The 24,677-nt window shown below is 60.8% G+C and carries 24 protein-coding genes; 8 read left to right on the top strand and 16 right to left on the bottom strand.

Annotation, left to right across the window (positions count from 1 at the left end):
• Nucleotides 1-347 precede the first annotated feature (347 nt).
• From EM858_RS21765 to EM858_RS21725, 9 genes are all read right to left on the bottom strand, one after another.
• Nucleotides 348-3,668 carry an efflux RND transporter permease subunit gene (locus EM858_RS21765; RefSeq protein ID WP_080815973.1) on the bottom strand — a complete coding sequence of 1,107 codons (3,321 nt, stop codon included), beginning with the start codon at nucleotides 3,666-3,668 and terminating at the stop codon, nucleotides 348-350.
• 13 nt (nucleotides 3,669-3,681) lie between these two features.
• The gene (locus EM858_RS21760; protein ID WP_003520590.1) at nucleotides 3,682-4,875 is read right to left on the bottom strand and encodes an efflux RND transporter periplasmic adaptor subunit; all 1,194 of its coding nucleotides are present in this window, start codon (nucleotides 4,873-4,875) and stop codon (nucleotides 3,682-3,684) included.
• Between the two features lie 557 nt (nucleotides 4,876-5,432).
• The gene (locus tag EM858_RS21755) at nucleotides 5,433-6,425 is read right to left on the bottom strand and encodes an ABC transporter substrate-binding protein (RefSeq protein WP_127757936.1); all 993 of its coding nucleotides are present in this window, start codon (nucleotides 6,423-6,425) and stop codon (nucleotides 5,433-5,435) included.
• Nucleotides 6,426-6,445: 20 nt separating this feature from the next.
• Nucleotides 6,446-7,318 carry an ABC transporter permease gene (locus EM858_RS21750; protein ID WP_127757935.1) on the bottom strand — a complete coding sequence of 291 codons (873 nt, stop codon included), beginning with the start codon at nucleotides 7,316-7,318 and terminating at the stop codon, nucleotides 6,446-6,448.
• Complete coding sequence (locus EM858_RS21745) at nucleotides 7,315-8,190, bottom strand: ABC transporter permease (RefSeq protein ID WP_003520587.1); 876 nt, start codon at nucleotides 8,188-8,190, stop codon at nucleotides 7,315-7,317. Before EM858_RS21745 ends, EM858_RS21750 begins: the two co-directional genes overlap by 4 nt.
• A gap of 237 nt (nucleotides 8,191-8,427) precedes the next feature.
• Nucleotides 8,428-9,222: an ABC transporter ATP-binding protein gene (locus EM858_RS21740; RefSeq protein WP_127757934.1), complete on the bottom strand. Its 795-nt coding sequence runs from the start codon at nucleotides 9,220-9,222 to the stop codon at nucleotides 8,428-8,430.
• Nucleotides 9,223-9,227: 5 nt separating this feature from the next.
• Entirely contained in the window at nucleotides 9,228-9,662 is a 435-nt protein-coding gene (locus EM858_RS21735; protein WP_065114023.1) for an NUDIX domain-containing protein, read from the bottom strand.
• Nucleotides 9,659-11,116, bottom strand: a complete 1,458-nt coding sequence (gene hydA / locus EM858_RS21730) for a dihydropyrimidinase (RefSeq protein ID WP_127757933.1) — start codon at nucleotides 11,114-11,116, stop codon at nucleotides 9,659-9,661. Before hydA ends, EM858_RS21735 begins: the two co-directional genes overlap by 4 nt.
• The gene (locus EM858_RS21725) at nucleotides 11,113-12,360 is read right to left on the bottom strand and encodes a Zn-dependent hydrolase (RefSeq protein ID WP_164865517.1); all 1,248 of its coding nucleotides are present in this window, start codon (nucleotides 12,358-12,360) and stop codon (nucleotides 11,113-11,115) included. Before EM858_RS21725 ends, hydA begins: the two co-directional genes overlap by 4 nt.
• A gap of 260 nt (nucleotides 12,361-12,620) precedes the next feature.
• On the opposite strand from EM858_RS21725, the gene rutR reads away from it, so the two are divergent.
• The 3 genes from rutR (at nucleotide 12,621) to EM858_RS21710 (ending at nucleotide 14,164) form a co-directional block, all read left to right on the top strand.
• Complete coding sequence (gene rutR, locus EM858_RS21720) at nucleotides 12,621-13,262, top strand: HTH-type transcriptional regulator RutR (protein WP_003520582.1); 642 nt, start codon at nucleotides 12,621-12,623, stop codon at nucleotides 13,260-13,262.
• A gap of 211 nt (nucleotides 13,263-13,473) precedes the next feature.
• A complete protein-coding gene (locus EM858_RS21715; protein ID WP_127757932.1) occupies nucleotides 13,474-13,899 on the top strand; it encodes a DUF2325 domain-containing protein in 426 nt (141 codons plus the stop codon).
• Nucleotides 13,880-14,164, top strand: a complete 285-nt coding sequence (locus EM858_RS21710) for a hypothetical protein (RefSeq protein WP_127757965.1) — start codon at nucleotides 13,880-13,882, stop codon at nucleotides 14,162-14,164. The genes EM858_RS21715 and EM858_RS21710 overlap by 20 nt, the downstream gene beginning before the upstream one ends.
• Before the next feature lie 9 nt (nucleotides 14,165-14,173).
• Here EM858_RS21710 and EM858_RS21705 read toward each other — a convergent pair whose 3' ends face one another.
• The 4 genes from EM858_RS21705 to uppO form a co-directional block, all read right to left on the bottom strand.
• Nucleotides 14,174-14,569 (bottom strand): DUF423 domain-containing protein, encoded by a 396-nt coding sequence (locus EM858_RS21705; RefSeq protein WP_164865516.1) that lies wholly within the window; start codon nucleotides 14,567-14,569, stop codon nucleotides 14,174-14,176.
• On the bottom strand, nucleotides 14,566-14,967 hold the full coding sequence (locus tag EM858_RS21700; protein WP_127757931.1) for a globin: 402 nt from the start codon (nucleotides 14,965-14,967) through the stop codon (nucleotides 14,566-14,568). The genes EM858_RS21705 and EM858_RS21700 overlap by 4 nt, the downstream gene beginning before the upstream one ends.
• A 122-nt stretch (nucleotides 14,968-15,089) precedes the next feature.
• Complete coding sequence (locus tag EM858_RS21695; protein WP_003520575.1) at nucleotides 15,090-15,386, bottom strand: nucleotidyltransferase family protein; 297 nt, start codon at nucleotides 15,384-15,386, stop codon at nucleotides 15,090-15,092.
• Between the two features lie 38 nt (nucleotides 15,387-15,424).
• A complete protein-coding gene (uppO, locus tag EM858_RS21690) occupies nucleotides 15,425-16,840 on the bottom strand; it encodes a polysaccharide biosynthesis phosphomannomutase UppO (RefSeq protein ID WP_127757930.1) in 1,416 nt (471 codons plus the stop codon).
• Between the two features lie 257 nt (nucleotides 16,841-17,097).
• On the opposite strand from uppO, the gene uppM reads away from it, so the two are divergent.
• Nucleotides 17,098-18,720 carry a polysaccharide biosynthesis protein UppM gene (gene uppM, locus EM858_RS21680; protein WP_164865515.1) on the top strand — a complete coding sequence of 541 codons (1,623 nt, stop codon included), beginning with the start codon at nucleotides 17,098-17,100 and terminating at the stop codon, nucleotides 18,718-18,720.
• Between the two features lie 22 nt (nucleotides 18,721-18,742).
• Here the strand turns inward: uppM and EM858_RS27220 are convergent, their stop codons facing one another.
• Nucleotides 18,743-18,952: a hypothetical protein gene (locus EM858_RS27220; RefSeq protein ID WP_003509414.1), complete on the bottom strand. Its 210-nt coding sequence runs from the start codon at nucleotides 18,950-18,952 to the stop codon at nucleotides 18,743-18,745.
• Nucleotides 18,953-19,197: 245 nt separating this feature from the next.
• Here EM858_RS27220 and uppL point away from each other — a divergent pair, with 245 nt between their 5' ends.
• Both uppL and EM858_RS21665 read left to right on the top strand, forming a co-directional pair.
• Nucleotides 19,198-19,998, top strand: coding sequence for a polysaccharide biosynthesis UDP-hexose transferase UppL (uppL, locus tag EM858_RS21670; RefSeq protein WP_127757963.1), 801 nt, complete (start codon nucleotides 19,198-19,200; stop codon nucleotides 19,996-19,998).
• Between the two features lie 190 nt (nucleotides 19,999-20,188).
• Nucleotides 20,189-20,437 carry a hypothetical protein gene (locus tag EM858_RS21665; RefSeq protein WP_003520570.1) on the top strand — a complete coding sequence of 83 codons (249 nt, stop codon included), beginning with the start codon at nucleotides 20,189-20,191 and terminating at the stop codon, nucleotides 20,435-20,437.
• Nucleotides 20,438-20,454: 17 nt separating this feature from the next.
• Here the strand turns inward: EM858_RS21665 and uppJ are convergent, their stop codons facing one another.
• Nucleotides 20,455-21,399, bottom strand: a complete 945-nt coding sequence (uppJ, locus tag EM858_RS21660) for a polysaccharide biosynthesis UDP-hexose transferase UppJ (RefSeq protein WP_127757929.1) — start codon at nucleotides 21,397-21,399, stop codon at nucleotides 20,455-20,457.
• Nucleotides 21,400-21,407: 8 nt separating this feature from the next.
• The gene (uppH, locus tag EM858_RS21655) at nucleotides 21,408-22,319 is read right to left on the bottom strand and encodes a polysaccharide biosynthesis endo-1,4-beta-xylanase UppH (protein ID WP_245483035.1); all 912 of its coding nucleotides are present in this window, start codon (nucleotides 22,317-22,319) and stop codon (nucleotides 21,408-21,410) included.
• A 177-nt stretch (nucleotides 22,320-22,496) separates the two neighbouring features.
• Between uppH and uppI the strand changes: the two genes are divergently transcribed.
• Together uppI and uppG are read left to right on the top strand one after the other, a co-directional pair.
• Nucleotides 22,497-23,570: a polysaccharide biosynthesis UDP-hexose transferase UppI gene (gene uppI / locus EM858_RS21650; RefSeq protein WP_080815985.1), complete on the top strand. Its 1,074-nt coding sequence runs from the start codon at nucleotides 22,497-22,499 to the stop codon at nucleotides 23,568-23,570.
• Between the two features lie 2 nt (nucleotides 23,571-23,572).
• Nucleotides 23,573-24,652, top strand: a complete 1,080-nt coding sequence (gene uppG / locus EM858_RS21645; RefSeq protein WP_164865525.1) for a polysaccharide biosynthesis glycosyltransferase UppG — start codon at nucleotides 23,573-23,575, stop codon at nucleotides 24,650-24,652.
• Nucleotides 24,653-24,677: the final 25 nt, after the last annotated feature.

Genomic DNA, 24,677 nt, shown 5'->3' with positions numbered 1-24,677 from the left:
TCACCTGGAAAGCGAATTGATTTCGATCAAACAGGCATAAGCCGCTTTTACGGCGGAGGGATGCGGCTGTTTGGAAGTGTTGCCCAAGCATCTATGGAATCATTCACTTGGGCTCGATGGAATTCTCGGGTCAAGCCCCACTGCTGTCCGGTTTAAACCTTGGTCGAGGCCTGAAGCGGGTTGGGGAAGGTGAGTATCCCCTCGACGTCATCCTCGGGCTTGTCCCGAGGATCTAATCACGTCGAATAAAATCAATCGGTTGCAGATCCTCGGGACAAGCCCGAGGATGACGGAAGAGATAGCGCCATAAAGAGAAACGCCGGGCACGAGGCCCGGCGCTACAACTTTCACTCCGCAGCAAGCGGCGGCAGCCGCAATATGTTGCTGCCCTTGTCTGCGGCCTTGTCGCCGGTGCCCTTTTCCATGCTGGCGACGCGCGCCTCCAGCGAGGAGAGCGCCAGGCTGTTTTCGCGGGCGATCTCCGAGAGTTTCTCGTTGGAGAGGGCCTCTTCCTCCTCTTCCTTCTTGCCGACGAAGCGGCCGAAGAGGTGGGCGAGCAGGCGCGACAGGTCGTCCATGATCAGGAAGAAGGCCGGCACCACGATGAGGGACAGCACCGTCGAGACGATGATGCCGCCGATCACCGCAATCGCCATCGGCGCGCGGAACGAGCCGCCTTCGCCGACGCCGAGTGCGGAGGGCAACATGCCCGCTGACATGGCGATGGAGGTCATGATGATCGGGCGGGCGCGCTTGCGGCCGGCCTCGACCATGGCATGCACCCGTTCCATGCCGTGGCGGCGCATTTCGATGGCGAAATCCACCAAGAGGATGGCGTTCTTCGTCACGATGCCCATCAGCATCAGAATGCCGATGAGAACGGGCATGGATAGCGCGTTCTGCGTGATGATGAGCGCGACCGCCACGCCGCCGATGGCAAGCGGCAGCGAGAACAGGATGGTGAAGGGCTGGATGACATCCTTGAACAGCAGGATGAGCACCACCAGCACCAGCATCAGGCCGAGCAGCATGGCGTTGACGAAGCCCTGCTGCATTTCGCCCTGCACCTTGGCGTCGCCGCTTTCGGCAAGGCGCACGCTCGCCGGCAGATCGGTTTCCGACACGATGCGCTTGAACTCGGCCGTCGATGTATCGAGCGCCGTGCCGAAGGGCACGTCGGAGCCAATGGAGACGACGCGGTTGCGGTCGTTGCGCTTGATCGAGCTTGGACCTTCCGAATAGTCGATATCGGCAACGCTATAGAGCGGCACCAGCGATCCGGAGGCGGTCTTGATCTTCAGCGCGCGGATGGTGGCGAGATCGCGGCGGGTATCGAGCGACGCCTGCACACGGATCGGAATCTGCCGGTCATCCAGCGAAATCTTCGTCAGCTGCGCATCGATATCGCCGATGGTGGCGACACGCACGGTCTGCGAAATCTGCTGTGGCGTGATGCCGAGGCGGGCGATTTCATCCTTGCGCGGGCGAATCTGCAGTTCGGGGCGGGGCAATGCACCTTCCGAGCTGACATTGGCGAGGATGGGCGAGGCGCGCAGGCGGCTTTCGAGAATGCCGACGGCGTCGTTCAAATCCTTCTCATTGGTGGAAAGGAAGTTGAAGGAGAGCTCGCGTTCCGCACGGTCGTTCAGCTTGATGATGCGGACATCCGGAATACCGCGCACCTGCGCAAAAATATCCCGTTCCACATCCCATTGCGGACGTGTGCGACCCTTTTCCTCCACCTTCGGCAGATATTGGCCGATGAGCGGAATGGAGCCCAGCCCCTTGTTGACCACCAGCTTGAGCAGCGAATGGTCGATGTGCTGCAGGATGACGTTGACGGTGGCGCGGCGAAGCTCCAGATCGCCCTTGGGCGAAGCGCCGCCGAGGATGAAGACGCTTTCGACGCCGTTGATGTCACGCAGGGCATGATAGATCTGCGTCGTCGTGCGGTCGGTTTCGTCGAGCGTCGCATTGGGCGGTAGTTCCACCGAAAGCGTCACGCGCGAGGCGTCGTCCGGCGGCAGGAAGCTGCCCGGAACGCCGGCAAGCAGAATGACGGAAGCGACGAGGAAGCCGATGGCGCCGAGCAGCGTCAGATAACGCGCCCACCATTTGCGGGTGGTGGCGGTCACCATGCGCGTATAGGCCTTCATCAACCGGCTGTCATTGTCGTGGTGATCGTCCATCGCATCTTCGGCGCGCATCAGATAGGCCGCCATCAACGGTGTGATGAGGCGGGCCACGGCCAGCGAGAAGAACACCGAGAAGGCGACGGTGAGGCCGAACTGGATGAAGTACTGGCCGGGAATGCCGGGCATGAACGACACCGGCACGAAGACCGCGATGATGGTGAAGCTGGTGGCGATGACGGCGAGACCGATTTCATCCGCCGCTTCGAGTGCCGCCCGATAGGGCGTCTTGCCCATCTTGATATGGCGGGCGATGTTCTCGATTTCCACGATGGCGTCGTCCACGAGAATACCCGTGGCGAGCGTGAGCGCCAGGAAGCTGACGAGGTTGAGCGAGAAGCCCATGATATCCATGATCCAGAAGGTCGGGATCGCGGAAAGCGGCAGGGCCACGGCGGCAATCAGGGTTGCGCGCCAGTTGCGCAGGAAGAGCAGGACGACGATGACGGCGAGGATCGCGCCTTCGATCAGCGTATCGAGTGCGGCCTTGTAGTTACCATAGGTGAAATAGACGGCGTCATCGACCATTTCGATCGACACGTCCGGATGATTCTTGCGCACCTCATCGAGGCTTGCCGCCACGGTTTCGGCGACCGAGACCTCGCTCGCGCCCTTGGAGCGGAACACCGCGAAGGTGACGGCGGGATTGCCGTTGAAGCGCGAGAAGGACTTCTGTTCCTGATAGGTGTCGGTGACCGTGCCGAGCTCGGAAAGCTTGACGAAACGGCCGTTGGAAAGCGCAATCGTGGTGTTGGCGAGCTGGCTCACATCGCGCGTGTCGCCGAGCGTGCGGATGGTCTGCTCGTTGCCGCCCACCTGGCCGCGGCCGGAGCCGAGATCGATATTGGTGCCGCGCAGCTGGCTGTTCACCTCGGTTGCGGTGATGCCATAGGCGTCGAGCTTTTCGGGGCTCAGAGACACGCGCACTTCGCGGTCGGCGCCGCCGTAGCGGTCGACCTTGCCGATGCCGGACTGGCCCTGGAGCGAACGCTTGATCGTGTCATCCACGAACCAGGACAGTTCTTCCAGCGTCATGTTGGGCGAAGAGACGGCAAACGTCTGGATCGCCTGTCCCTCGACGTCGATCTTGCTGACGACGGGCACTTCGATATCGGCGGGCAGATCGCTGCGGATCTTGTCGATGGCGTCCTTGGTGTCCTGAACGGCCTCTTCCGTCGGCTTTTCGATGCGGAAGACAACCGTTGTCGTCGACTGTCCGTCGACCACGGTGGACTGGATTTCGTCGACGCCGCTGATGGCGGCGACGGCGTCCTCGATCTCCTTCGTCACCTGCATTTCCAGCTCGGAGGGCGAAGCGCCGCTCTGGGTGACCGTGACGGCCACGACGGGAACGTCGATGTTCGGAAAACGGGTGATGGGCAGGGTGTTGAACGCCTGCATGCCGAGGATCATCAAAAGCGCGAAGCCAAGCAGCGGCGCAATCGGGTTACGGATTGACCATGCGGAAAAGTTCATCTCATTCCCTCAGTCAGTTGGACGCAGCCGTCTGGGCTTCCACCGGTCTTATCCGGTCACCATCGCGCACGAATGCTCCAGCTTTCTCGACAACCTTGTCTCCAGCGGCAAGACCGCTGACAATCTCGATAAAACCGCCGTCTTCGATGCCGGTCTCGATCTTTACCTGCTTGACGACATCGCCTTCCACCTTGCGGGTGGTCGAGCCTTCACGCCCGGAGGTGACGGCCGACAGCGGCAAAGCGAGCGCATTCGTCTCCTCGACGATGATCGCCGCGCTGGCATACATGCCGGAACGCGCCGGGCTGTCGGTCGGCAGAACCACATGCACGGAGCCGAGGCGCGTCGTCGGGTCGACGGTGGGTGAAACGAGGCGCACCTTGCCTTCTATTTTCTCAGCTCCGCCGGCAACCGTCAAATAGGCTTTCTGGCCTGCCTTGACCTTCTGGATATCGGTCTCGGAGAGATCGGCGACGAGTTCTATCGCGCCGTCCTTGATGACGGTGAACAGCGGATTGCCCGCACCGCTGGCGATTGCGCCAACCTTGGCGTTCTTGGCGGAGACGATGCCGGCGACCGGGGTTTTCACGCCGGTGCGCGTCAGCTTCAGATCGATGTCGTCAATCTGCGCGTCGACGACCTTGATGTCGGCTTCGCCGGCGGAAACGGCCTGTTTGGCCGCATCGAGGCGGGCCTGCGCCACCTGAGCGGCCGCTTCGGTCTTTTCCGTTTCGGAGACGGAGCCGGAGCCGCTCTGGCCGAGCTTGGCGGCGCGGTCGCGCTGGCGAAGGGCGTCATTGAGATTGGCCTGCGCTTCCAGCACCTGCGCCTTCGACTGGGTGACGGAAGCTTCGGCCTTGGCCTTGTTGGCCTCAAGCTGGCTTTTTTGCAGCACGAGGCTGTCGGAAGACAGCACGGCCAGAACCGCATTCGCTTCCACCCGGTCGCCGATATCGGCGTTCAGCGTGTCGATGGACAGGCCGTCGACCAGCGGCTGGACGTAAATCTCGTCCACGGGACGGATCGTGCCGGTGGCGATGATGCGGTCCACGAGGTCGCGTTTTGCCGCATGGGCGACGATGATGGAAGGCAGGTTCTGCTGTTTGACCGGCGCCTGCGCCTCTCCCTCGGCTGCTGCGGAGAGGGGAAGCGCCGTTGCGGAAAGAAGAAGGAATACAAAGCGGTTAAACGTGACTTTATGCTGCATGTGTCTTGGCTCGCGCAATATCCGATCGCATGTCCTGCAGCCCCAAGGCTCGTTTTAAAAGGTCATGCGATAGCGAATGTGAAACAAGGGATCACAATACTTCCTTTTCGATCCTCCCGATTCAAACGCCCCTCAACGCGAATCTTAAGCACCTTTGCCCAGTGCTTATTTTACAAGATCAAATTTGGCAGTCTTGTGGGCGGGACTGTAATTCTTGTTGTCGTACAAATCAATCCGCATAGCCGCGATGGTTGATATACATTTTTGTATAGGTCGGGATATTGTAATTCGCCAAATGGGTTACCACCGAAATAGGCGCATTCCGGCAAAGCCTCCAAAAGAAGATCGACGCCAGATGGGAAATCGAGTTAAGCGATTCTCACCGACGTCATCCTCGGCCTTGTGCCGAGGATCTGCAACGTTGTGATTTTGTTGACGTGGTTAGATCCTTGGGACAAGCCCAAGGATGACGTCGAGAGAGTTGTCGCCCTGGTACCAATCATAAATCAGAACGCGCGGACCTCCCGCGCGCTCCATTATCTAGGCGTCACTTCGAACTATTTCAGCGCCGCATCGGTGATTTCGGTGGTGAAGGCACCGGAGGGTTCCTTGGTGATGACCGGGTCGGAACCGCCGCCCAGCAGCGTCTTGACGGTACGGTCATAGTCTGCCTTGTCGAGCGCGCCCTTCGAGCCGGCGGTGAGTTTTGCCACTTCGCCCATCATGCGCTTCTGGTGTTTTTCGGTCTGGGCGCCGGAAGCGTCGTTTTCGAGAACGATATCGGCGGCGTCGTCAGGGTTTTCTTCCGCCCATTTCCAGCCCTTCATGGAAGCGCGGACGAATTTGACCATGTCTTCCTTGAACCTGGCGTCCTTCAGCTTGTCTTCCAGAACGTAAAGCCCGTCTTCCAGCGTCGCCACGCCTTCCGCCTCGTATTTGAAGGTGACGAGTTCCTCCGGCTTGATGCCGGCATCGATGACCTGCCAATATTCATTATAGGTCATGGTGGAAATGCAGGCGGCCTGTTTCTGCAGCAGCGGATCGACATTGAAGCCCTGTTTGAGAACGGTCACGCCGTCCGCCCCGCCGGCGGTCGGGATTTTCAGGTGCGCCATCCACGACAGGAACGGATATTCATTGCCGAAGAACCAGACGCCCAGCGTCTTGCCCTTGAAATCTTCAGGCTTGGTGATGCCGGTTTCTTTCAGGCAGGTCAGCATCATGCCTGACGATTTGAACGGCTGGGCGATATTGACCAGCGGCACGCCCTTTTCGCGGGTGGCGAGTGCGGATGGCATCCAGTCGACGATGACATCCGCACCGCCGCCGGCCAGAACCTGGGCGGGTGCAATGTCCGGGCCGCCGGGCTTGATGTCGACATCGAGGCCTTCGGCTTCATAAAAGCCCTTGTCCTTGGCGACGTAATATCCGGCGAACTGCGCCTGGGTGACCCATTTCAGCTGCAGGGTGATCTTGTCGGCGGCCTGCGCTCCGAATGCGGTCAGGAGTGACGCGCCGGCAAGAAGCATGGATGCAAGTTTCATTTTCATCGCTGTTCCCTTTTTCGTTATTACGTTCGTCCCCCACGGACGGACGGATGCCAGAAGGTGACGGCCCGCTCCGCGAGCGCCACGAGACCATAAAAACCGGAGCCGGCGAGCGCGGCGACCGCGATTTCGGCCCAGACCATGTCGACATTGCTGCGGCCCATTTCCGCCGAGATGCGGAAACCCATGCCGACGATGGGCGTGCCGAAAAACTCCGCGACGATGGCGCCGATCAGCGCAAGCGTGGAATTGATCTTCAGCGCGTTGAAGATGAAGGGCCAGGCGGCGGGCAGGCGCAGTTTCACCAATGTCTGCCACCAGCCGGCGGCATAGGTGCGCATCAGGTCGCGTTCCATGTGGCTGGAAGCGGCAAGCCCCTGCACCGTGTTCACCAGCATGGGAAAGAAGGTCATGATGACGACGACGGCGACCTTCGACTGCCAGTCGAAGCCGAACCACATGACCATGATGGGTGCTACGCCGACGACCGGCAGAGCCGAGACGAAATTGCCGATGGGCAGCAGCCCGCGCTGGAGGAAGGGCGAGCGGTCGATGAGGATGGCGACGAGGAAACCGAGGCCGCAGCCCAGCACATAACCCGTCAGCACCGATTTGAGGAAAGTCTGGCGGAAATCCGCCCAGAGGATCGGCAGGGAGCCGGCGAGCCGCGCGAGGATGGCGCTTGGAGCCGGCAGCAGGATGGGCGGCACGGAAAAACCGCGCACCACGCCTTCCCAGAGTGCGAGGATCGCCAGCCCGAAGAGGAGCGGCACGGCGATGCGGCCGATGCGTTTTGCCGCTGGCGTGGAGACGTGGCGGCGCACCAGCCATTCGTTGAAGGCCCAGGCGGCAAGCCAGAACAGGATCGCGCCGAAAAACCAGCCGGGATGGGTCATGGCCGGGCTCCCATTCTCTTGAGGACGGCGGCATGGGCGATGCCGATGATGGATACCAGCAGCGCAGCCACACCGGCGGCCATGAACAGCGCCGCCCATATCTGCACCGTCTGGCCGTAATAGGAACCGGAAAGCAGGCGCGCGCCGAGCCCGGCGACGGCGCCCGTCGGCAATTCACCGACGATGGCGCCGACCAGCGCGATGGCGACGGCGATCTTCAACGAGGTGAAGAGATAGGGCAGCGCCGAGGGCCAGCGCAGCTTCCAGAAAATCTGGCCGGGTGAGGCATTATAGGTGTGCATCAGGTCGAGCTGGATCGTCTCCGGGCTTCTGAGGCCCTTCACCATGCCGACGACGATGGGGAAGAAGGAAAGATAGGTGGAGATCAGCGCCTTCGGCAGCAGCCCGGAAATGCCGATGGAGTTCAGGACGACGATGATCATCGGCGCGACGGCGAGGATCGGGATCGTCTGGCTGGCGATGATCCACGGCATGACAGAGCGGTCCATGGCGCGGTTATGCACGATGGCGACGGCAAGCAGGATGCCAAGTACCGCGCCGATGGCGAAACCGAGCAGGGTGGCCGAGAGCGTAACGCCGGCGTGGTAAATGAGGCTGCGCTTGGAGGTGATGGCCTTGTTGACCGTGGTGTCCCACAGTTCGGCGGCAATCTGGTGCGGGGCGGGGAGAACCGGGCGCTCCTGGGCGAAGGTTTGAGGCAGGAGTTCGAAGAAGCCCGGCGTTTGACCGGCGCGGGTGGCCTGGTCGCGGGCGAAGGGCATGTTGAGGTAGACGACCGCGAGGTGCCAGAGGATGAGGATGGCGAGGAGGACGGTGAGGATGGGGAGGATGCGGTGGCGGAGGAGGGTCATTGCGCTGCCCTCGGTGGGTGGGGGTTACGTTTGCTCCGAGGGTGCGGCTTACCCCCCTCTGTCCTGCCGGACATCTCCCCCACAAGGGGGGAGATCAGCAGGAGGCTCGCTCGCCGTTTTGCCCTCAAGCCTCGAGATGGGCGATACCTCGCCGCAGGTCGATCTCCCCCCTTGTGGGGGAGATGCCCGGCAGGGCAGAGGGGGGTAACGCTTGCCGCAACGGCGTCTTTTCCAGCCTCACCCCTCATAGCTATGCCCCGCCTTCAACCCCTCACGCACGCGATGCGCAATCGCCAGAAATTCCGGCGTCTCGCGAATCTCGAGCGGCCTTTCCCGCGGCAGGGTGGATGTGATCACATCCGTCACCCGGCCCGGCCGCGGCGACATGACGACGATCCTGGTCGAGAGATAGACCGCTTCGGGAATGGAATGGGTGACGAAGCAGATGGTCTTGCCGGTCGTATCCCAGAGTTTCAGCAGCTGTTCGTTGAGGTGATCGCGCACGATCTCATCCAGTGCGCCGAAGGGCTCGTCCATCAAAAGCAGGTCGGCATCGAAGGCGAGAGCGCGGGCGATGGAGGCGCGCTGCTGCATGCCGCCGGAAAGCTGCCAGGGATATTTCTTGCCGAAACCGTTGAGGTTGACGAGATCGAGCGTGCGCTCGATGCGCTCGCGCTGCTCGGCCTTGGTATAGCCCATGATTTCGAGCGGCAGGGCGATGTTCTTTTCGATGCTGCGCCAGGGATAAAGGGCGGCGGCCTGAAAGACATAACCGTAGGAGCGGTCCCTGCGGGCGTTTTCCGGCGTCGTGCCGTTGACGGTGATGTCGCCGGACGTGTGTTTTTCGAGATCGGCGATGACCCGCAGGAAGGTGGTCTTGCCACAGCCCGATGGGCCGATGAAGGAGACGAAGTCACCCTTGCCGACTTCCAGATCGACATCGGACAGCGCGTGGACCGGGCCATCCCCCGTTTCGAAGGTGAGGCCCAGCTTTCTGGCGGAAACGACGGAATAGGGAGAGGCCTGGTTCATCTTGGCTAATTGTCGCTTTCCGTCAGCGCCGCGCGCGCCAGCGGCAGCATTTGGGTTTCCGTGAGCCTGGCGATCATCACGCCGGGGTGATGGTCGAGATCGAGCCAGCGCACTTCCTCGATTTCCGCCTGCGGCATGACCTCGGTATGCAGTCTGGCGGTGAAGGCATGGGCGACGACATCGGCTCCCGGCTCATTGGCGGCCTCTTCCCGGAAAATACCCTCGTAACGAACCGCATGGTCAGGCAACGTCAGGCCGATTTCCTCGGCGAGTTCGCGGCGCAGCGCCTGTTCCGGCGTTTCGCCCGGATCGATCTTGCCGCCCGGCTGCATGAACTGCGTCGTGCCGCGCTTGCGCACGACAAGCATCTGCCGCTTCTCGTTGAGCAGAATGGCGGCGGCGATGAGAATTTCACGTTTCGTTTCAGTGCTCATGGTCATACACCCGATGCCGGAATGCCGCTGCGTTCCACCCGGCGCGGCGAAACGAGCTCTTTCCAGGTGGAAAGTGCGCGGCTGACGGCGGGATAGGGATCGCGGGCCACGAACTGGCCGTGGCCGGGCTGGGTTTCGATGGTGGCTTCCTCGACGCTGACGAGGCCGCGCGAGAGGGTGAAGCGCGGCAGGCCCTTCACCTTCTGCCCTTCGAATACATTGTAATCGATGGCCGACTGCTGGCTTGCCGCGCTGATGGTTTTTGTAAGCGCTGGGTCCCAGACGACGATATCGGCATCGCTGCCGACGAGGATCGCGCCTTTTCTGGGATAGATATTGAGGATCTTGGCGATGTTGGTGGAGGTGACGGCGACGAATTCGTTCATCGTCAGGCGGCCGGTCGCCACGCCATGAGTCCAGAGCAGCGGCATGCGATCTTCGAGCCCGCCGGTGCCGTTCGGAATCTTGCGGAAGTCGCCGATACCGAAGCGTTTCTGCTGGGTGGTGAAGGCGCAATGGTCGGTCGCCACACATTGCAGCGAGCCGGAGGCCAGCCCCGCCCAGAGGCTGTCCTGATGCTGCCGGTTGCGGAAGGGCGGCGACATCACCCGGCGGGCGGCGTGATCCCAGTCGGCATTGGCATATTCGCTTTCATCGAGGATGAGGTGCTGGATCAGCGGTTCGCCATAAACCCGCATGCCGTTTTGGCGGGCGCGGCGGATTGCTTCATGCGCCTGCTCGCAGGAGGTGTGGACGACGTAAAGCGGAGCGCCGGCCATATCGGCGATGATGATGGCGCGGTTGGTGGCCTCGCCTTCCACCGAGGGCGGGCGGGAATAGGCGTGCGCCTCCGGCCCGGTATTGCCTTCCGCCATCAGCTTTTCCTGCATCTGCGCGACGATATCGCCGTTTTCCGCATGCACGAAGGGAATGGCGCCCAGTTCGGCGCAGCGCGAGAAGGAGGCGAACATCTCGTCGTCATTCACCATCAGCGCGCCCTTATAGGCCATGAAGTGCTTGAAGGAGTTGATGCCCTTTTCCCGAACCACCGTCTTCATCTCATCGAAGACCTGCTCGCCCCACCAGGTGACGGCCATGTGGAAGGAATAATCGCAATTGGCCCGCGTCGCCTTGTTGTCCCATCTTTGCAGGGCGTCGAGAAGCGACTGGCCGGGTTCCGGCAGGCAGAAATCCACCACCATGGTCGTGCCGCCGGCAAGTGCTGCCCGCGTACCGCTCTCGAAATCATCGGCGGAATAGGTGCCCATGAAGGGCATTTCCAGATGCACATGCGGATCGATGCCGCCGGGCATGACGAAACATCCCGTCGCATCGAGTACCGTGCCGCCGGTCAGATCCGGTCCGATCTCGGTGATCCTGCCGCCTTCTATCTTCACATCGGCCTTATAGGTGAGGTCGGCGGTGACGATGGTGCCGTTCTTGATGATGGTGGCGGTCATTCCACGATCTCCGCAGTCTCCAGCACCGCATGCAGCAGCACGTCGCAGCCGGCCGCCGCCCATTCCGGCGAAATCTCCTCGGCTTCGTTGTGGGAAAGCCCGTCCACGCAGGGGCAGAAGATCATGGTGGAGGGGGCGACCCTTGCCGTCCAGCAGGCATCGTGGCCGGCGCCGGAAATGATGTCCATGTGGCTGTAGCCGAGTTTTTCGGCAGCAGAGCGCACGCGGCCGACCAGAACGGGGTCGAAGGTAACGGGATCGAAATGGCCGATGGCTTCGATCGAGCAGCCGACGCCGAGTTCTTCGGCGATCTGCGGCACTTCGCGTTCGAAGATGGCGCGCATGCTGTCGAGTTTCGCCTGTGAGGGGGTTCTGAGGTCGATGGTGAAGACCACCTTGCCGGGCAGCACGTTGCGGGAATTGGGCGTGAAGATCATCTGGCCGACGCCGGCAACGGCGCCCGGCTGGTGGGCCATGGCCACCTCCTGCACCTTTTCGAGAATGCGGGCGGCGGCAAGGCCGGCATTGACGCGCATGGCCATCGGGGTGGAGCCGGTATGGGCTTCCTTCCCCGTCAGCGTCACTTCCAGCCACCACAGGCCCTGGCAATGGGTGACGACGCCGATCTGTTTGCCTTCCGCTTCCAGGATCGGCCCCTGCTCGATGTGATATTCGAAATAGGCGTGCATCTTGCGCGCGCCCACCTCTTCCTCGCCCAGCCAGCCGATGCGCTTCAGCTCTTCGCCATAGGTCTTGCCGTCGGTATCGGTGCGGCCATAGGCATAATCGAGATCGTGAATGCCGGCGAAGACGCCGGAGGCCAGCATGGCCGGGGCAAAGCGCGCGCCTTCCTCGTTTGACCAGTTGGTGACGGTGATCGGGTGTTTGGTTTTGATGTTCAAGTCATTCAGGCTGCGCACCACCTCCAGCCCGGCCAATACGCCGAGCACGCCATCGAACTTGCCGCCGGTCGGCTGGGTGTCGAGGTGGCTGCCTATATAAATGGGAAGCGCGTTCGGGTCCTCGCCGGGGCGGGTGGCGAACATGGTGCCCATGCGGTCGACGCCCATCGTCAGCCCGGCCGCTTCACACCAGCGCTGGAACAGGCTGCGGCCTTCCGCATCCTCATCCGTCAGCGTGCGGCGATTATTGCCGCCGGCAATGCCGGGGCCAATCTTCGCCATATCCATCAGACTGTCCCACAGACGGTCGCCATTGACCGTCAAGTTCTTACCCGCCGCCATGAAGTGTCGTCCTCACCCGTTTTGTTTTTATCGAAGCAAAGCTTGTGCCGTTCCCTTTTTTGCCGGTTAAGATAACAGCCATTGCCTTGTGATGGCGATGGGGGATAAATTGACCGGCTGGTAAACATTGCAAATTCGCGGTGGCGTCAGCAAGGGATTTTCGTGACGAATCGCAGTAATTTTGCCTAAACTGTACGCGTAGATTATTTTTTAAGCATACTGTAACGGCAATTGCATGGAAAAGAAACAGAGAGCTGAGAATGGCCATACCGCGCGCAGCGAAAACACAGAAGCGGACCCGCATTCAGGAAGAAAAGCAGGAAGCGATTCTTGAAGCCGCGCTCAGTGTTTTTTCCACAAACGGGTTTCGCGGCTCCACCATAGACCAGATTGCCGAGGCGGCCGGCATGTCGAAACCGAACGTGCTTTATTATTTCCGCACCAAGGAGGCGATGCATCGCGCGCTGATCGAGCGCGTGCTGGACACATGGCTCGACCCGCTGCGCGCTTTCGATGCCGAGGGCAATCCTGAAAGCGAGATTCGCTCCTATATTCGTCGCAAGCTGGAAATGTCGCGCGATTTCCCGCGTGAAAGCCGCCTGTTCGCCAATGAGATCCTGCAGGGCGCGCCGCATATCGAAGATGAGCTGAAAGGGCCGCTGAAACAACTGGTGGATGAAAAGGCCGAGGTGATCCGCGCCTGGGTGAAGGCGGGGCGGATGGCCAAATGCGATCCCTATCATCTTATTTTTTCCATCTGGTCGACCACCCAGCATTATGCGGATTTCGATGTGCAGGTGCGGGCGGTGCTGGGTGAGAAGAATGGCGGCGAGGGCCGTTTCGAGGATGCGGCCCGGCATCTGGAGCAGCTTTTCATGGGCGGATTGCGGATAAACGGCTGAACGGGGCCGTTCTCGCGCCTAGAGTGTTTTGGCGCATTTCCGGACGGAAAACCGGGTCCACTTTTCCTGGAAATGCTCTAAGCGATCGATTCTTTATGTAAAAACATGAGGAAAATTATCACCTTTATACTTTACTCCAAAACTCATCTTTATTATGGTGCCGGCATCCCGAACGTCCGGGGCATTGAAAAATCAACCGGCAGGTGAGGGAATGGCACGCAAGGAAAAGAAGAAGGCCGAACGCGGCGGCAAGCAGGGCAAGGGCGCTCCCCTGACTGAGCGGGACGTGGCCGAACAGCAGCTTTCCGGTCCGAAAAGCTTTCTTTATGTCGGCGGCCGTGACTGTCAGGTTGCGCATCTTCGCCAGATCGCCAGCAATTTCGGCGCGGAGCTCATTCATCACGATGGCGGCCTGCGTGAGGCCGTCTCGCGCATCGATACCGTGCTTCCCTCCGTCGACTGCGTTTTCTGCCCGATTGACTGTATCAGCCACGATGCGTGTCTGCGGGTGAAGTCCGGTTGTAAGAAATTCGGCAAGACGTTCATTCCGCTGCGCAACGGCAGCAAATCCAGTCTGGAGCGGGCGCTGCAGACCATGAATGAACGGACCTCCAGCGATGAGCGACGAGCGCAATAATTTTAAGGGTGAAGAGCCGGCGGCGGAAGCCTGCCGTGTGGAACTGCACAAGATGGCCGAGCAGGCTGCCGATCCGGCCCTGACGGATATCTATGAAATCATCGGTGAACGCGAAAGGCGCAACCGCCTTGCCGGAAGCGGCGGCAATGTCGTGACCTTTCCCTATCTGCGCACCCGCCAGCCCGGTGAAACGCCGTCCTTCGAAATCGGAGCGGCGGCCGAAGAGGGCCGCAATATCCTGTCGTTTCGCTGGACGCGGCGTTAGGGCTAAAGCCTAACCCTTCGGCTTCAGAAACGCTCCTGCGCACAGCACCAGCCATCCGGCAATCATGCCGAGGCCGCCCGTGGGTGCGGCGTAGGGAAACAGGCTGTGGCCGGAAAAATGCCGGGTGACGAGATCGCCGACAAAGATCGCGGTGCCGAGGCCGAGGATCAGGCCTGCCGGAATGGCGGTTCTGATGCGATCCGCGCCGATATGAAGCGCCACCAGCACCGGCGCATGCGCCAGCGCCATGGCCGAGGCATTGCCGAGCATATAGGTTTCGCCGGTATGGGTGGCGGCGGCTGCGAGCATCACGCCGGCCACGCCCAGAAGGCCGCCCAGCAACAGAATGAAGGCCCGCAATCTGTCGCGGGGCAGGCTTGCGATGGTCGCGCTCTGCGTGGTCATTGGCTGTCCGCCTCCTGGTTCTGCATGTGAAAGGCCAGCCGTTCGACCGGCGCCCAGATGATCTCGCGCAGCTTTGAATTTTCGATGGTCTCGTCCATGGCGCGGCGGAAGCAGAGCAGCCATTCATCCCGCTCGGCGGAGCCGATGGGGGCGACGAAATGGCGCCGCCGCAACATCGGATGGCCGTGTTTCTCGACATAAACGGGCGGTCCGCCAAGATATCCCGTCAGATAATCGTAAAACTTTGCCTCGCTGCCGGAAAGATCGGCGGGATGGATGGCGCGGCAGCGCGCGGCTTCCGGCAGGGTATCCATCAATTCGTAAAAGCGCCGGGTCAGTGCCCTGACGGTCGCATCGCCACCTATCGCTTCATAAAGGGTAATGGTCTCGCCGCTCATAATCCGCCTCTCGTGGCCCTCCGGTCCTTATCGCTCCATGGAGCCGGAAGAGCAACAGGGCACGGGCGGGGTGCGACATTTGCGACACCGCGCTGATAAGTCCTCAGTTTTGCGTCTGGTCATCAAAATATCCGTACGGCGGATTGCTCGATGTCATTCCGGAGCAGCGGGTGGAGGCTGTTGCGTGTCGTCACATCGACCTCCACGGCCAATTCTTCTTCCAGAAACTGCTTGATACCGACGAGATCGATCAACGAGAAACGGCGGCCCGGATCATAGTCGATGAAGATGTCCAGATCGCTGGAGGCAAGGGCCTCATCGCGGGCCGTCGATCCGAAAAGATAGAGCGACGTCGCGCCCATGCTTTTCACTGCATGGGCGTGGCGCTTGAGTTTCCTGATTGCGTCCGTTCTCTTCATGCGTGCAGCTTACACCATCGCGTATGCGGCATCCACTCTCACCCAAAATTGCGGATGAGATCGAGCCCCTTGTTCAAAAGCGTTTCGGCCTCGTCCTGATTGGCGGCTTCGACGTAGCAGCGCATTTCGGGAGCGTTGCCGGATGGGCGGAAATGGATGGTGCTGCCATCGGTGAGCGCGACGCGCAGGCCGTCGATGTCGCTCAGCGCCTTCACGGTGCCGACCGGCGCGAGGAAGGCCTCGAGATTGCTGCGCGAGGCGCGCAGATGCGTCATCAGGGCGGCGCTCTTTTCCTGCGCGAAATTTTCCAGGCGGCCGGCGGCGGCGACCGGCAGGTTATAGGCGGCGGCGATCTGCGACAGCGGCTTTTTCTGTTCTGCCGAGAGAAGCAGCACGGCGAGAACCGGCAGGAAGCTGTCACGTGTCGGCAGCGGCGAAAGCGCCCGGCCGTTAAGTGTGAAGGCGGAGGCCGTCAGCAGACCGCCATTGGCCTCGAAGCCCATGACGCCGTTCTTGCCGGCGGCGAGCGCCTCAGCCATGCCCGCGATCACGAAGGGGGAGCCGACTTTGGTGCGGACGACATCGAACGAACCGCTCGCCTCGATGCCGGAATTGGAGGTGACGGGGGTGACGACCACGCCGGCGCCGAGGAAATTGGCGGTGATCAGGCCGATGAGGTCGCCGCGCAGCGGCACACCGTTTTCATCGGTCAGCAGGGGACGGTCGCCGTCGCCATCGGCGGAAACGATGGCGTCGAGACCGTGCTCCGGCGACCATTTCTTGAGAAGGGCCAGCGTTTCCGGCGAGACCGCTTCGGTATCGACAGGGATGAAGGTTTCGGAGCGGCCGAGCGGAACGACATCCGCACCATAATGGGCGAGCACGTCGACAAAGAGATCGCGCGCCACCGTGCTGTGCTGGTAAACGCCGATCTTGAGGCCGGAGAGCGCCTTTTCCGGCAGCAGCGCGATGTTGCGCTCATAGAAAAGTTCGGCTGCGGTGGCGGAATGGTCCTCCGCCGTGCCTGCCTCGTCGCTGATGCCTTCCGCTTCGATTTCGGCGGCAAGAGCGGCAATCGCCGTCTCGTCCTGCTTGTCGATTTCACCGTCCGGGCGGTAGAACTTGATGCCGTTGCGGTCGGCCGGGATATGCGAGCCAGTGATCATCAGCGCGCCGGCCTTCAGCGACAGGCCGTAAAGCGCCAGCGCCGGTGTCGGCACCGTGCCGCAATCGAACGGGGTCAGGCCGGCTTTTTTGAGCGCGGCGATGCAGGTGGCGGAAACATCCGGGCTCGAATCGCGGAAATCGCGGCCGACGAGAATGGGATCGCCCGCCTTTGCCTGGCCCGATGTGAGAAGGTGCCTCGCAAATGCCGTGGCATAAACGGCCGAGGCTTTTCCTTTCAGATCGACGGAGAGGCCACGAAGACCGCTCGTTCCAAATTTCAGGCTCATTCCAAACTCCGTTTCGATAAAATCTTTGAGGGTCAAATGGATAATGCAAAAATATAACGGTTGAAAGAACCGTATCGATCCATTCAAGTCAATCATCCCTTTCAACGCGGACGCGAATAGGCGATGATGGCGGGACTGATGCGGGTAACCTAAAATTCACCCGTCATATTTAAACTTGTCCGTCGATAGCGGCTCTGGCGACGATGGGAACCCTCTGTTGCCGGCCTTTTTGTGGTTCGTTCGAGTTGGATTGGCTGATGTACAGGCTTCAAAAGGCGGGACATAAGCAGGCACGTCCGCTCGATGAAAAAACGGCGCCTGCCGCGAGAACCCATGGTTCCCTGCTGGACGATCTGGTGGATGAGGACGAGGTTTTCGAGCGCACGGTGCTGAAGGAGCATCTGGAGCCGAAACCGGCGAAGACCGTCGCCGAGCCGGCTGCGGCCGAGACGCCGGTGAAGGCGGCTTCGCCGAGTGGCAGTCTGGCGGCGGCACTGCCGGGCCTGAAACATCTCGACAGGATCGGTGTGGATGACGTCATCCTCTGGCTTCGCAAAGGCATCGTCTGGATCGTGCTGGCAATCGTTCTCTGCGTCGCCGGCGCGCTGACCTATGCCTATATGACGCCGCCGCGCTACAAGGCCTATACGGATATCGTCGTCAATCCCTCCAACCTGAATGTCGTCAATGACGGCGTGTTTTCGCCCAACCAGCAGCGCGACACGCAAATCCTTGAGGTGGAAAGCAAGCTGCGCACCATCACCTCGCGCAACGTGCTGGCACGGGTGGTGGACGAGCTGAAGCTCGATCAGGATCCTGAATTCATCAGCCCGCCGCCGCTCGCCCGGCTGAAGGCGATGTTCTCATCGAAACCGGAAGATGACGACAACCGTGTCGGCGCGCTTCGTTCGCTCGGCGATCGGGTGGCGGCGGAACGCGACCCGCGCTCCTTTGTCGTGACGCTTTCGGTCTGGACCAATGACGCGGAAAAATCCGTGACGGTATCGAAGGCCATCGTGAAGGCTTTCGAAAGCGAGCTGTTCCAGACAAACTCCGACAGTAGTCAACGCGTCGTTGACGATCTCAGGAAGCGGCTCGAGGAAATGCGCGAGAATGTGACCGCCGCCGAAAAGCGCGTGGCCGATTTCCGCCGCGAGAACGGCCTGCAGGAAAATAACGGCCAGCTCGTCAGCAATTTGGCTTCCGGTGAGCTGAACGCTCAGGTGCTTGCGACCCAGCAGCGCCTCATTCAGGAAGAATCGCGCCTCAAGCAGATGGAGGCGGCGATTGCACAGAACCGCACCCAGAGCGACGCCATATTCGACAGCCAGACGATGAATACGATCCGCGCGCAATATAGCACGCTGCAACAGCAGATCGGTGCGATGACGCTGACCTATGGCGCGCGCCATCCGCGTCTTGCGACCGCGGGTGCGGAGCGGGCGATGCTGGAACAGGGAATGGCGGATGAGGCGCGGCGTATCCTTCAGGCGGCAAAGATCAATGTCGCGGAGGCGCGCTCGTCACTCGATGCCCTGCGGCTGAAAGCGGTGGCGGAACGCGCCAATGTCTTTACCGACAATGAGGCGCAGGTGCGGCTGCGCGATCTCGATCGTGACGCCCGCTCGGCGGCGGCGATCTATGAGACTTATCTCACCCGCTCGCGCCAGCTGGCCGAACAGCAGTCGATCGATTCCACCAATGTGCGGGTGATTTCGCAGCCGGTTGCGCCCAATTCCAGAAGCTGGCCGCCGGGCAAGCTGACCTTCCTGATTGCCGGCGGCATGGGCGGCCTGTTCCTTGGTCTCGCAATTGCCGTGGCGCTCGGCCTCTGGGGTTATCTTCGCCGGGACGATCACGCGGATGTCGCGGCGCGGTAAGACAAGGCGGCTGCGTGCCGCCTTATTCTTCCGAAATCAGACCGTCATAAACTTCGAGCAGGGCGGCGGCGATGGCAGCGCCCAGCGCATTACCGGCATCGCGAATGCCCGCCTCGTCGCCGTCGCGAACCGAAATGGCAAGATCGGACGCCTCGTTGGCGACGATTTCTTTCGCCCGTTCTATCGCCCAGAGGCCGAAATCGCCGCGATTGTCGATCGAGATTGTTTCCATGGCCGGAGCCCTTCCGTGGTTTGGTTTCCGCGTCCCTTAACCCATCGGCTGGAAAACCGGAATAGGCGGAAAATGTGGCGCACAACCTTCAGGCGTGTAAAATGCCTGCCGCATACGGGGATTTATAAAAATATTAATGATAGTTCTTCGTAGTGTTTGAAACCTTATACCCTAAGCATAAGTGTGAATATAACAATGAAACGATGCCTATCTTGGACACCGGACAGATTATGACAGGGAGAGAGATGCCGGATGCGGAGGAGACTGGTCAGGTCTGGCCGGTTGTTCCGCTTGCGGCGTTGCCCATTACCGACGCGACCATCGACGAAACGGCGCGGGATTTCATCCTGCGCGCGACGACGGCGCGTGCGGCCGGTGCAAGACCGTTTTATTCGACATCGGCAAACGGTCAGGTCATCGCGCTCTGCCATCACGACCGGGAATTCGACGCCATGCTGCGACAGGCGGACCAGATTCATGCCGATGGCATGTCGCTGGTGATTTTCTCCCGCAAATTCTGCCCGAAGGCGTTGAGAGAACGGGTTGCGACGACGGATCTCGTTCATGCGGTTGCGAAGCCTGCCGAAGAGACGGGCAGCCGGTTCTATTTCCTCGGCGGCTCCGAAGAGGTGAACCGCGCGGCGGTCGAAGAAATGCAGAGGCTTTATCCGCGCCTTATATTTGCAGGCCGACGCAACGGTTACTTCAGCCGGGCCGAGGAAGAGGCGATCCTCGCCGATATAGCAGCATCCGGGACGGACATTCTCTGGGTTGGCTTCGGCATACCGCTGGAGCAGCGTTTCGTCTCGCGCAATCTGGACAGGCTTTCCGGCATCGCCGTGATCAAGACCTGCGGCGGCCTTTTCGATTTTCTCGCCGGCAAGAACAGCCGGGCGCCGCAATGGATGCAGGATATGGGGCTGGAATGGCTTTACCGGGCCATGCTCGAGCCGAAGCGGCTTGGAAAACGTTACCTGCTGACCAATCCTATCGCCATATATTCGCTGCTGAAGTATCGCTTCGGGGCTTCGGGACAAGGTCGCTAGATCATCGCGACAAGCAGCTGCCGCGCGAAGAATAAAACTCCCGCGCGCCTCCCGCCCGACAATATAAGATTCCCCTAACTTATTGAATGGATGCGCTGCGTCGCTGAAATCCGTTGCAACTGCGAACATCTGCGCTACACTGCATCAATATTACAAATTTATTCGAATCATAGATTTATTGAGGCCACCGATGGTGATTACGTCCATTTCTCTTTTTATATATGGAATTGGCACCGTTACCTCTCTCGCCATGACCTATATCGAAGGCGCCCGCCGCGACAAGGACTGGGATTTTTATCGCGTCACCGGCATTGTCCTTTGTTTCTTCTGGCCGGTGCTCGTGCCGCTCCTCGTCCTTGCGACGGCCTTGTCGTCGTTCGGTTTCCAGAAACGGTTCACGAATACGATCTCGCTCGGCAGGCAAAAAACCCTCAGCTGAGCCGAATCTATCCTGCTTCAGGTCTTCTTCGCCGGCGCCTTGTAGGGCGTGAGCGTAATGCCGAGGCTCGCCATCACGCGGCCGATGGACATCAGCGGCGGATGCGTGGCTGGCAGCAGGGTTCCGGTTTTCACGAAGGCGGAAACGGCGCGGACAAGAGACAGGCACAGGCTGACGGCGTTTTTGGCGGCAAGCAGCAGCCCGCCTTTCAGGCCGGGGCGTCGGGCACGGTCGATGCTGTAATTGATGATGCCGGTTCGGAGCGAGCGCTCCATGATCCAGCGCGGCGCCATGCGGTTTTCCGGCACATATTCGATGATGAGGGCTTGCGCATTCCAGGCGAATTTGAAACCGGCCTTGCGGCAGCGGGTGAAGAAATCCATGTCGCCGCCGCCGAGGAAGTTGAAGCGCACGTCGAATTCCGGTTTCGCCAGCGTCTCGAAAACCCGCCGTGAGATCAGGCAATTGCCCGATCCGTGGATTTGCTCGACAGGGCCGGTCGGCGCTTCGATGGAGCCGAACAGCGGATGCGAGAGAACCGCCTTCGAAGCCGGTGCGTCGAATTCCCGGTTGACCGGTCCGCCGACGATATCGACGCCGAAGGATTTCGCCGCCGAAACCATTTCGGCAAGCCAGACGGGGGAGGCGGCCTCGTCGTCATCGATCATCAGGAACCACTCAGCCGAAGCATAGCTTTGCCTGGCGGTGCGGAAGGCCGTGTTGATGGCGTAACAATTGCCCTGCGTGGGTTCGACCAATGCCTCTCCGGCCATGCCGCTTTCGGCGAAAAAGGCGCGCGCGACCGCAAGACCCGCCTGGCCCGCGCCGTCATTATCGACCACGACGATGGCGAAGGGAAAATCGACCTTCTGGGCTGCGAGCGACCGAAGCGTCTTTTTCAGGCCTTCCGGCCGGCGGAAACTCGGAATGCACACCACCGCTTCCGGCATGATCTCGGACATGGAAACTCCTAAATTCCGGCAAGCGCTGCGGCGGAAAAAACGACGGCCCTGAGGCTCTGGCGCGGGCGATTGAGGAAAGTATCGGCCAGCGCCGAAAAAGCCTCGCGGTAGCGGCGGGCGCGGAAGGCCTGCGCCACGGTATAGGCATTCATATGGTTTTCGGACCGGCGGCGAAGCCGTCGCAGCTCCGGCGGCGAAACCGCAGCGACGATGGCCGGGTCGGAAAACACGGCCTCGATTGCCGGTTCGCAATCCCGGAAGGTCAAAAGCCGGTTCATCATCACGCTTGTTCTATGCACCCGGTAATCCAGCACGTGGCAGCCAGGCAGATAGACGAAACGGCCGGCGGCGGCCAGCCTGCACCAGCCATACCAGTCTTCGGCATAACGCAAAGTCTCGTCGAAACCGCCGAATTCCTGAAAGATGCGGGTTCTGACCAGCATGATGCCGCCATTGACGATGAAGTTGCCGCCAAGCAGCGGCTGGAGAATGAAACCATCGGGTTTTTCCCGGCGGCGAATGAGGTTGCGCCGGCCGATCTTGACGCCATTTTCATCGATACGCTCGTAATCGCCATAGACTGCGACGACATCCGGCCCGGAAATGCCGGCGCAAAGGGCCGCGATGGCGCCCGGTTTCAGGCGATCGTCGGCATCGAGAAACATCGTCCATTCGCCGCGCGCCTGCGACAGGCCGAAATTGCGCACGGCCGAAACGCCCTGCCTTCTCTGCGGCCGGGCAAGTAATTTGACGCGAGGATCGGAAAAACCTTCCACCTTTTGTGCGGTGGTGTCGGTGGAGCCGTCATCGACCACCAGCACTTCGCCGATGGTCTCGCCCTGCAGCAACACGCTTTCGATCGCTTCGACGATGTAACGCTCGCCATTGCGAACGGGAATGACAATCGAAACGGAAACCAAGACTTCAAACTCCATGCGGCGTGGGCCAAGAATTCGCACAGCGAAGTTACTACCGCATTAAGCGGGTCTGGCCAATTATGACGTGGTATAACGTCGGTTAACCTTGCAAATCTTTAATATCCTTTTCCTATGATCGGAATGTTATGTTTTGGGAATAAAGGTTGCGGAGGCGGGTGCATGCGGATCGGGCGGCGGAATTTCATGGGTGGTGCGGCAAGCGCTGGCCTGCTGCATGCCGTGGCTGGCCCGGCCTTTGCCGCCGCGCAGAAGAAGGCGGCGAGCAAAACCGCCCCTTACGGCGCGGCCGTTTACCTGCCGGATCTCACCGCCGATAGCCGTATCGGCGAGGCGGTGGTGAAATATTGTTCGCGCATCACCCCCGTTACCGAAATGAAATGGGAGGTCCTGCGGCCTTCGGCGGAGGTGTTCGATTTCGCCGCCGCCGATGCAATCGCCAACTTCGCCCGCCAGCACAAGCTTTCCATGCACGGCCATCCGCTGATCTGGTATGCCTCCAACGCGCCCTGGCTTGCGAGCATCGGCGGCGGCGTGAAGGTCGAGAAGCTGATGGAGACCCATATCGTCACGGTGATGGAGCGTTATAAGGACGTGATCCACAGCTGGGACGTGGTCAACGAGCCGATACCCGACGTGCCGGGCAATGTGCGCGCGCGGCGCGATGCCTGGTATTACGGCGCCGGGCCGGATGCCATCAAGAAAGCTTTCGAGATCGCCCATGCGGTCGATCCCAAGGCGCAGCTCGTGCTCAACGAATATGATGTGGAATTCGCCGCCGAGAAATCGCCGGCCAAGCGCGCGGCCTTCCGCAATCTCATTCTCGAACTGCTGGAGAAGGGCGCGCCGATCAATGCCGTCGGCCTGCAGGGGCATTTGCGCGGCGGCTGGCCGATCGCCAAGGACGAGCTTGCCGCCTTCACGGCGGAAATGCGCAGTTACGGTCTTGCCGTTCTGGTGACGGAGCTGGATGTGATGGACCAGACGCTGCCCGCGCCGGAAGCCGAGCGCGATATGCTGATCAACGGCCAGGTCCGCGAGTTTCTGGAGGCGGCTTCCGCGGGCGGCGCGCTTTCCTCCATCACCACATGGGGCATCTCGGATCAATATAGCTGGATCCGCTGGGCCTATCCGCGCCGGGACGGCACCGCCAACCGGCCGCTGCCGCTGGACTGGAGTTTCAACGAAAAACCCATGATGGCCATCATCAATGAATTCCGGAACCGTGGTGCATGATTATGAATGCTGAAATGCCGCTTCCTCCCGTGCAAAAGGCGCTGCAAATCAACCTGCACCCCTTCGATGCCCCGCATGCGGCCCTGACCCTGCCGCATCAGCTCAGGGTCTGGGGCGGACAGGTGGACCGCATTCTGCTCACGGTCGATACGGGCCAGGTGGGGGCCGGCCGCTACAAGGGCAATGGTTTCGATGCGGCGCGCCAGCGTCTCTTCGACATGCTGGAGGAAATGCAGACCAATTATCCGCATCTGCATGTGGATATCGTCGATTACAGCGATGCGGCGCGCAGCGCCGTGACGGAAACCTTCTTTCCCCGCTCGCCGATCCCCTATCCCGCCAAGGCTTTCGATGGCGGGCCATTCCATGTCTATTTCTACGGGCTGAAACGCGCCAATGCCCGTTATGTGCTGCATATGGACAGCGACATGATGTTTGGCGGCGGCAGCCAGAGCTGGTTCGGCGAGGCCATCGCGCTCCAGAAGGCCAATCCGGATGCGCTGTGCATCACGCCCTTTTCCGGGCCGCCGACGGTGCGCGGCGATCTGGATATTTCCCGCCATGTCGGCATGCCCGGCGTGAAGAACATTCCTGCGCCGCGCAAGCTGCCGTCGCGCATTCCCACCTGGCGTTTCGCCACCGTGTCCACCCGGCTTTTCATGATCGACATGGAACGTTTTGCGAAACGCATCGGCTCGCTGGAACTGCTCAGGCCCGATGTCAAACGGCGCATCCGCTCCTATGCCTATAACCAGCAGCCTGTCTCGATGCCCGCCGAGGAGGTGCTGAGCACGAACATGATGCGCACGGGTGTTTATCGCCTCGATTTTCTCGGCACGGGCAAGGGCATGTATTCACTGCATCCGCCCTATCGCTCGCCGGAATTTTATGCGGCGCTCGCCTCCATCGTCGAGCGCATCGAAAAGGGCGATATTCCCGAAGGCCAGCTCGGCGATTTCGACATCAACGGATCGATGGTGGACTGGACCAGCGCGCTGGCGGCCAAGACGCGTTCCAAACGTTATGCGAAAGCGCTGCGGCATCTCATCTCGGCCAATGTCGGGCGGTTCAGCAAGGCTTGAGGGTTTCGATCCGTCTTCCGTCGTG

The sequence above is a fragment of the Agrobacterium sp. CNPSo 2736 genome (assembly GCF_004005385.1).
Taxonomy (GTDB): Bacteria; Pseudomonadota; Alphaproteobacteria; order Rhizobiales; family Rhizobiaceae; genus Agrobacterium; species Agrobacterium leguminum.
This window is presented reverse-complemented; position numbering and strand designations above follow the sequence as displayed.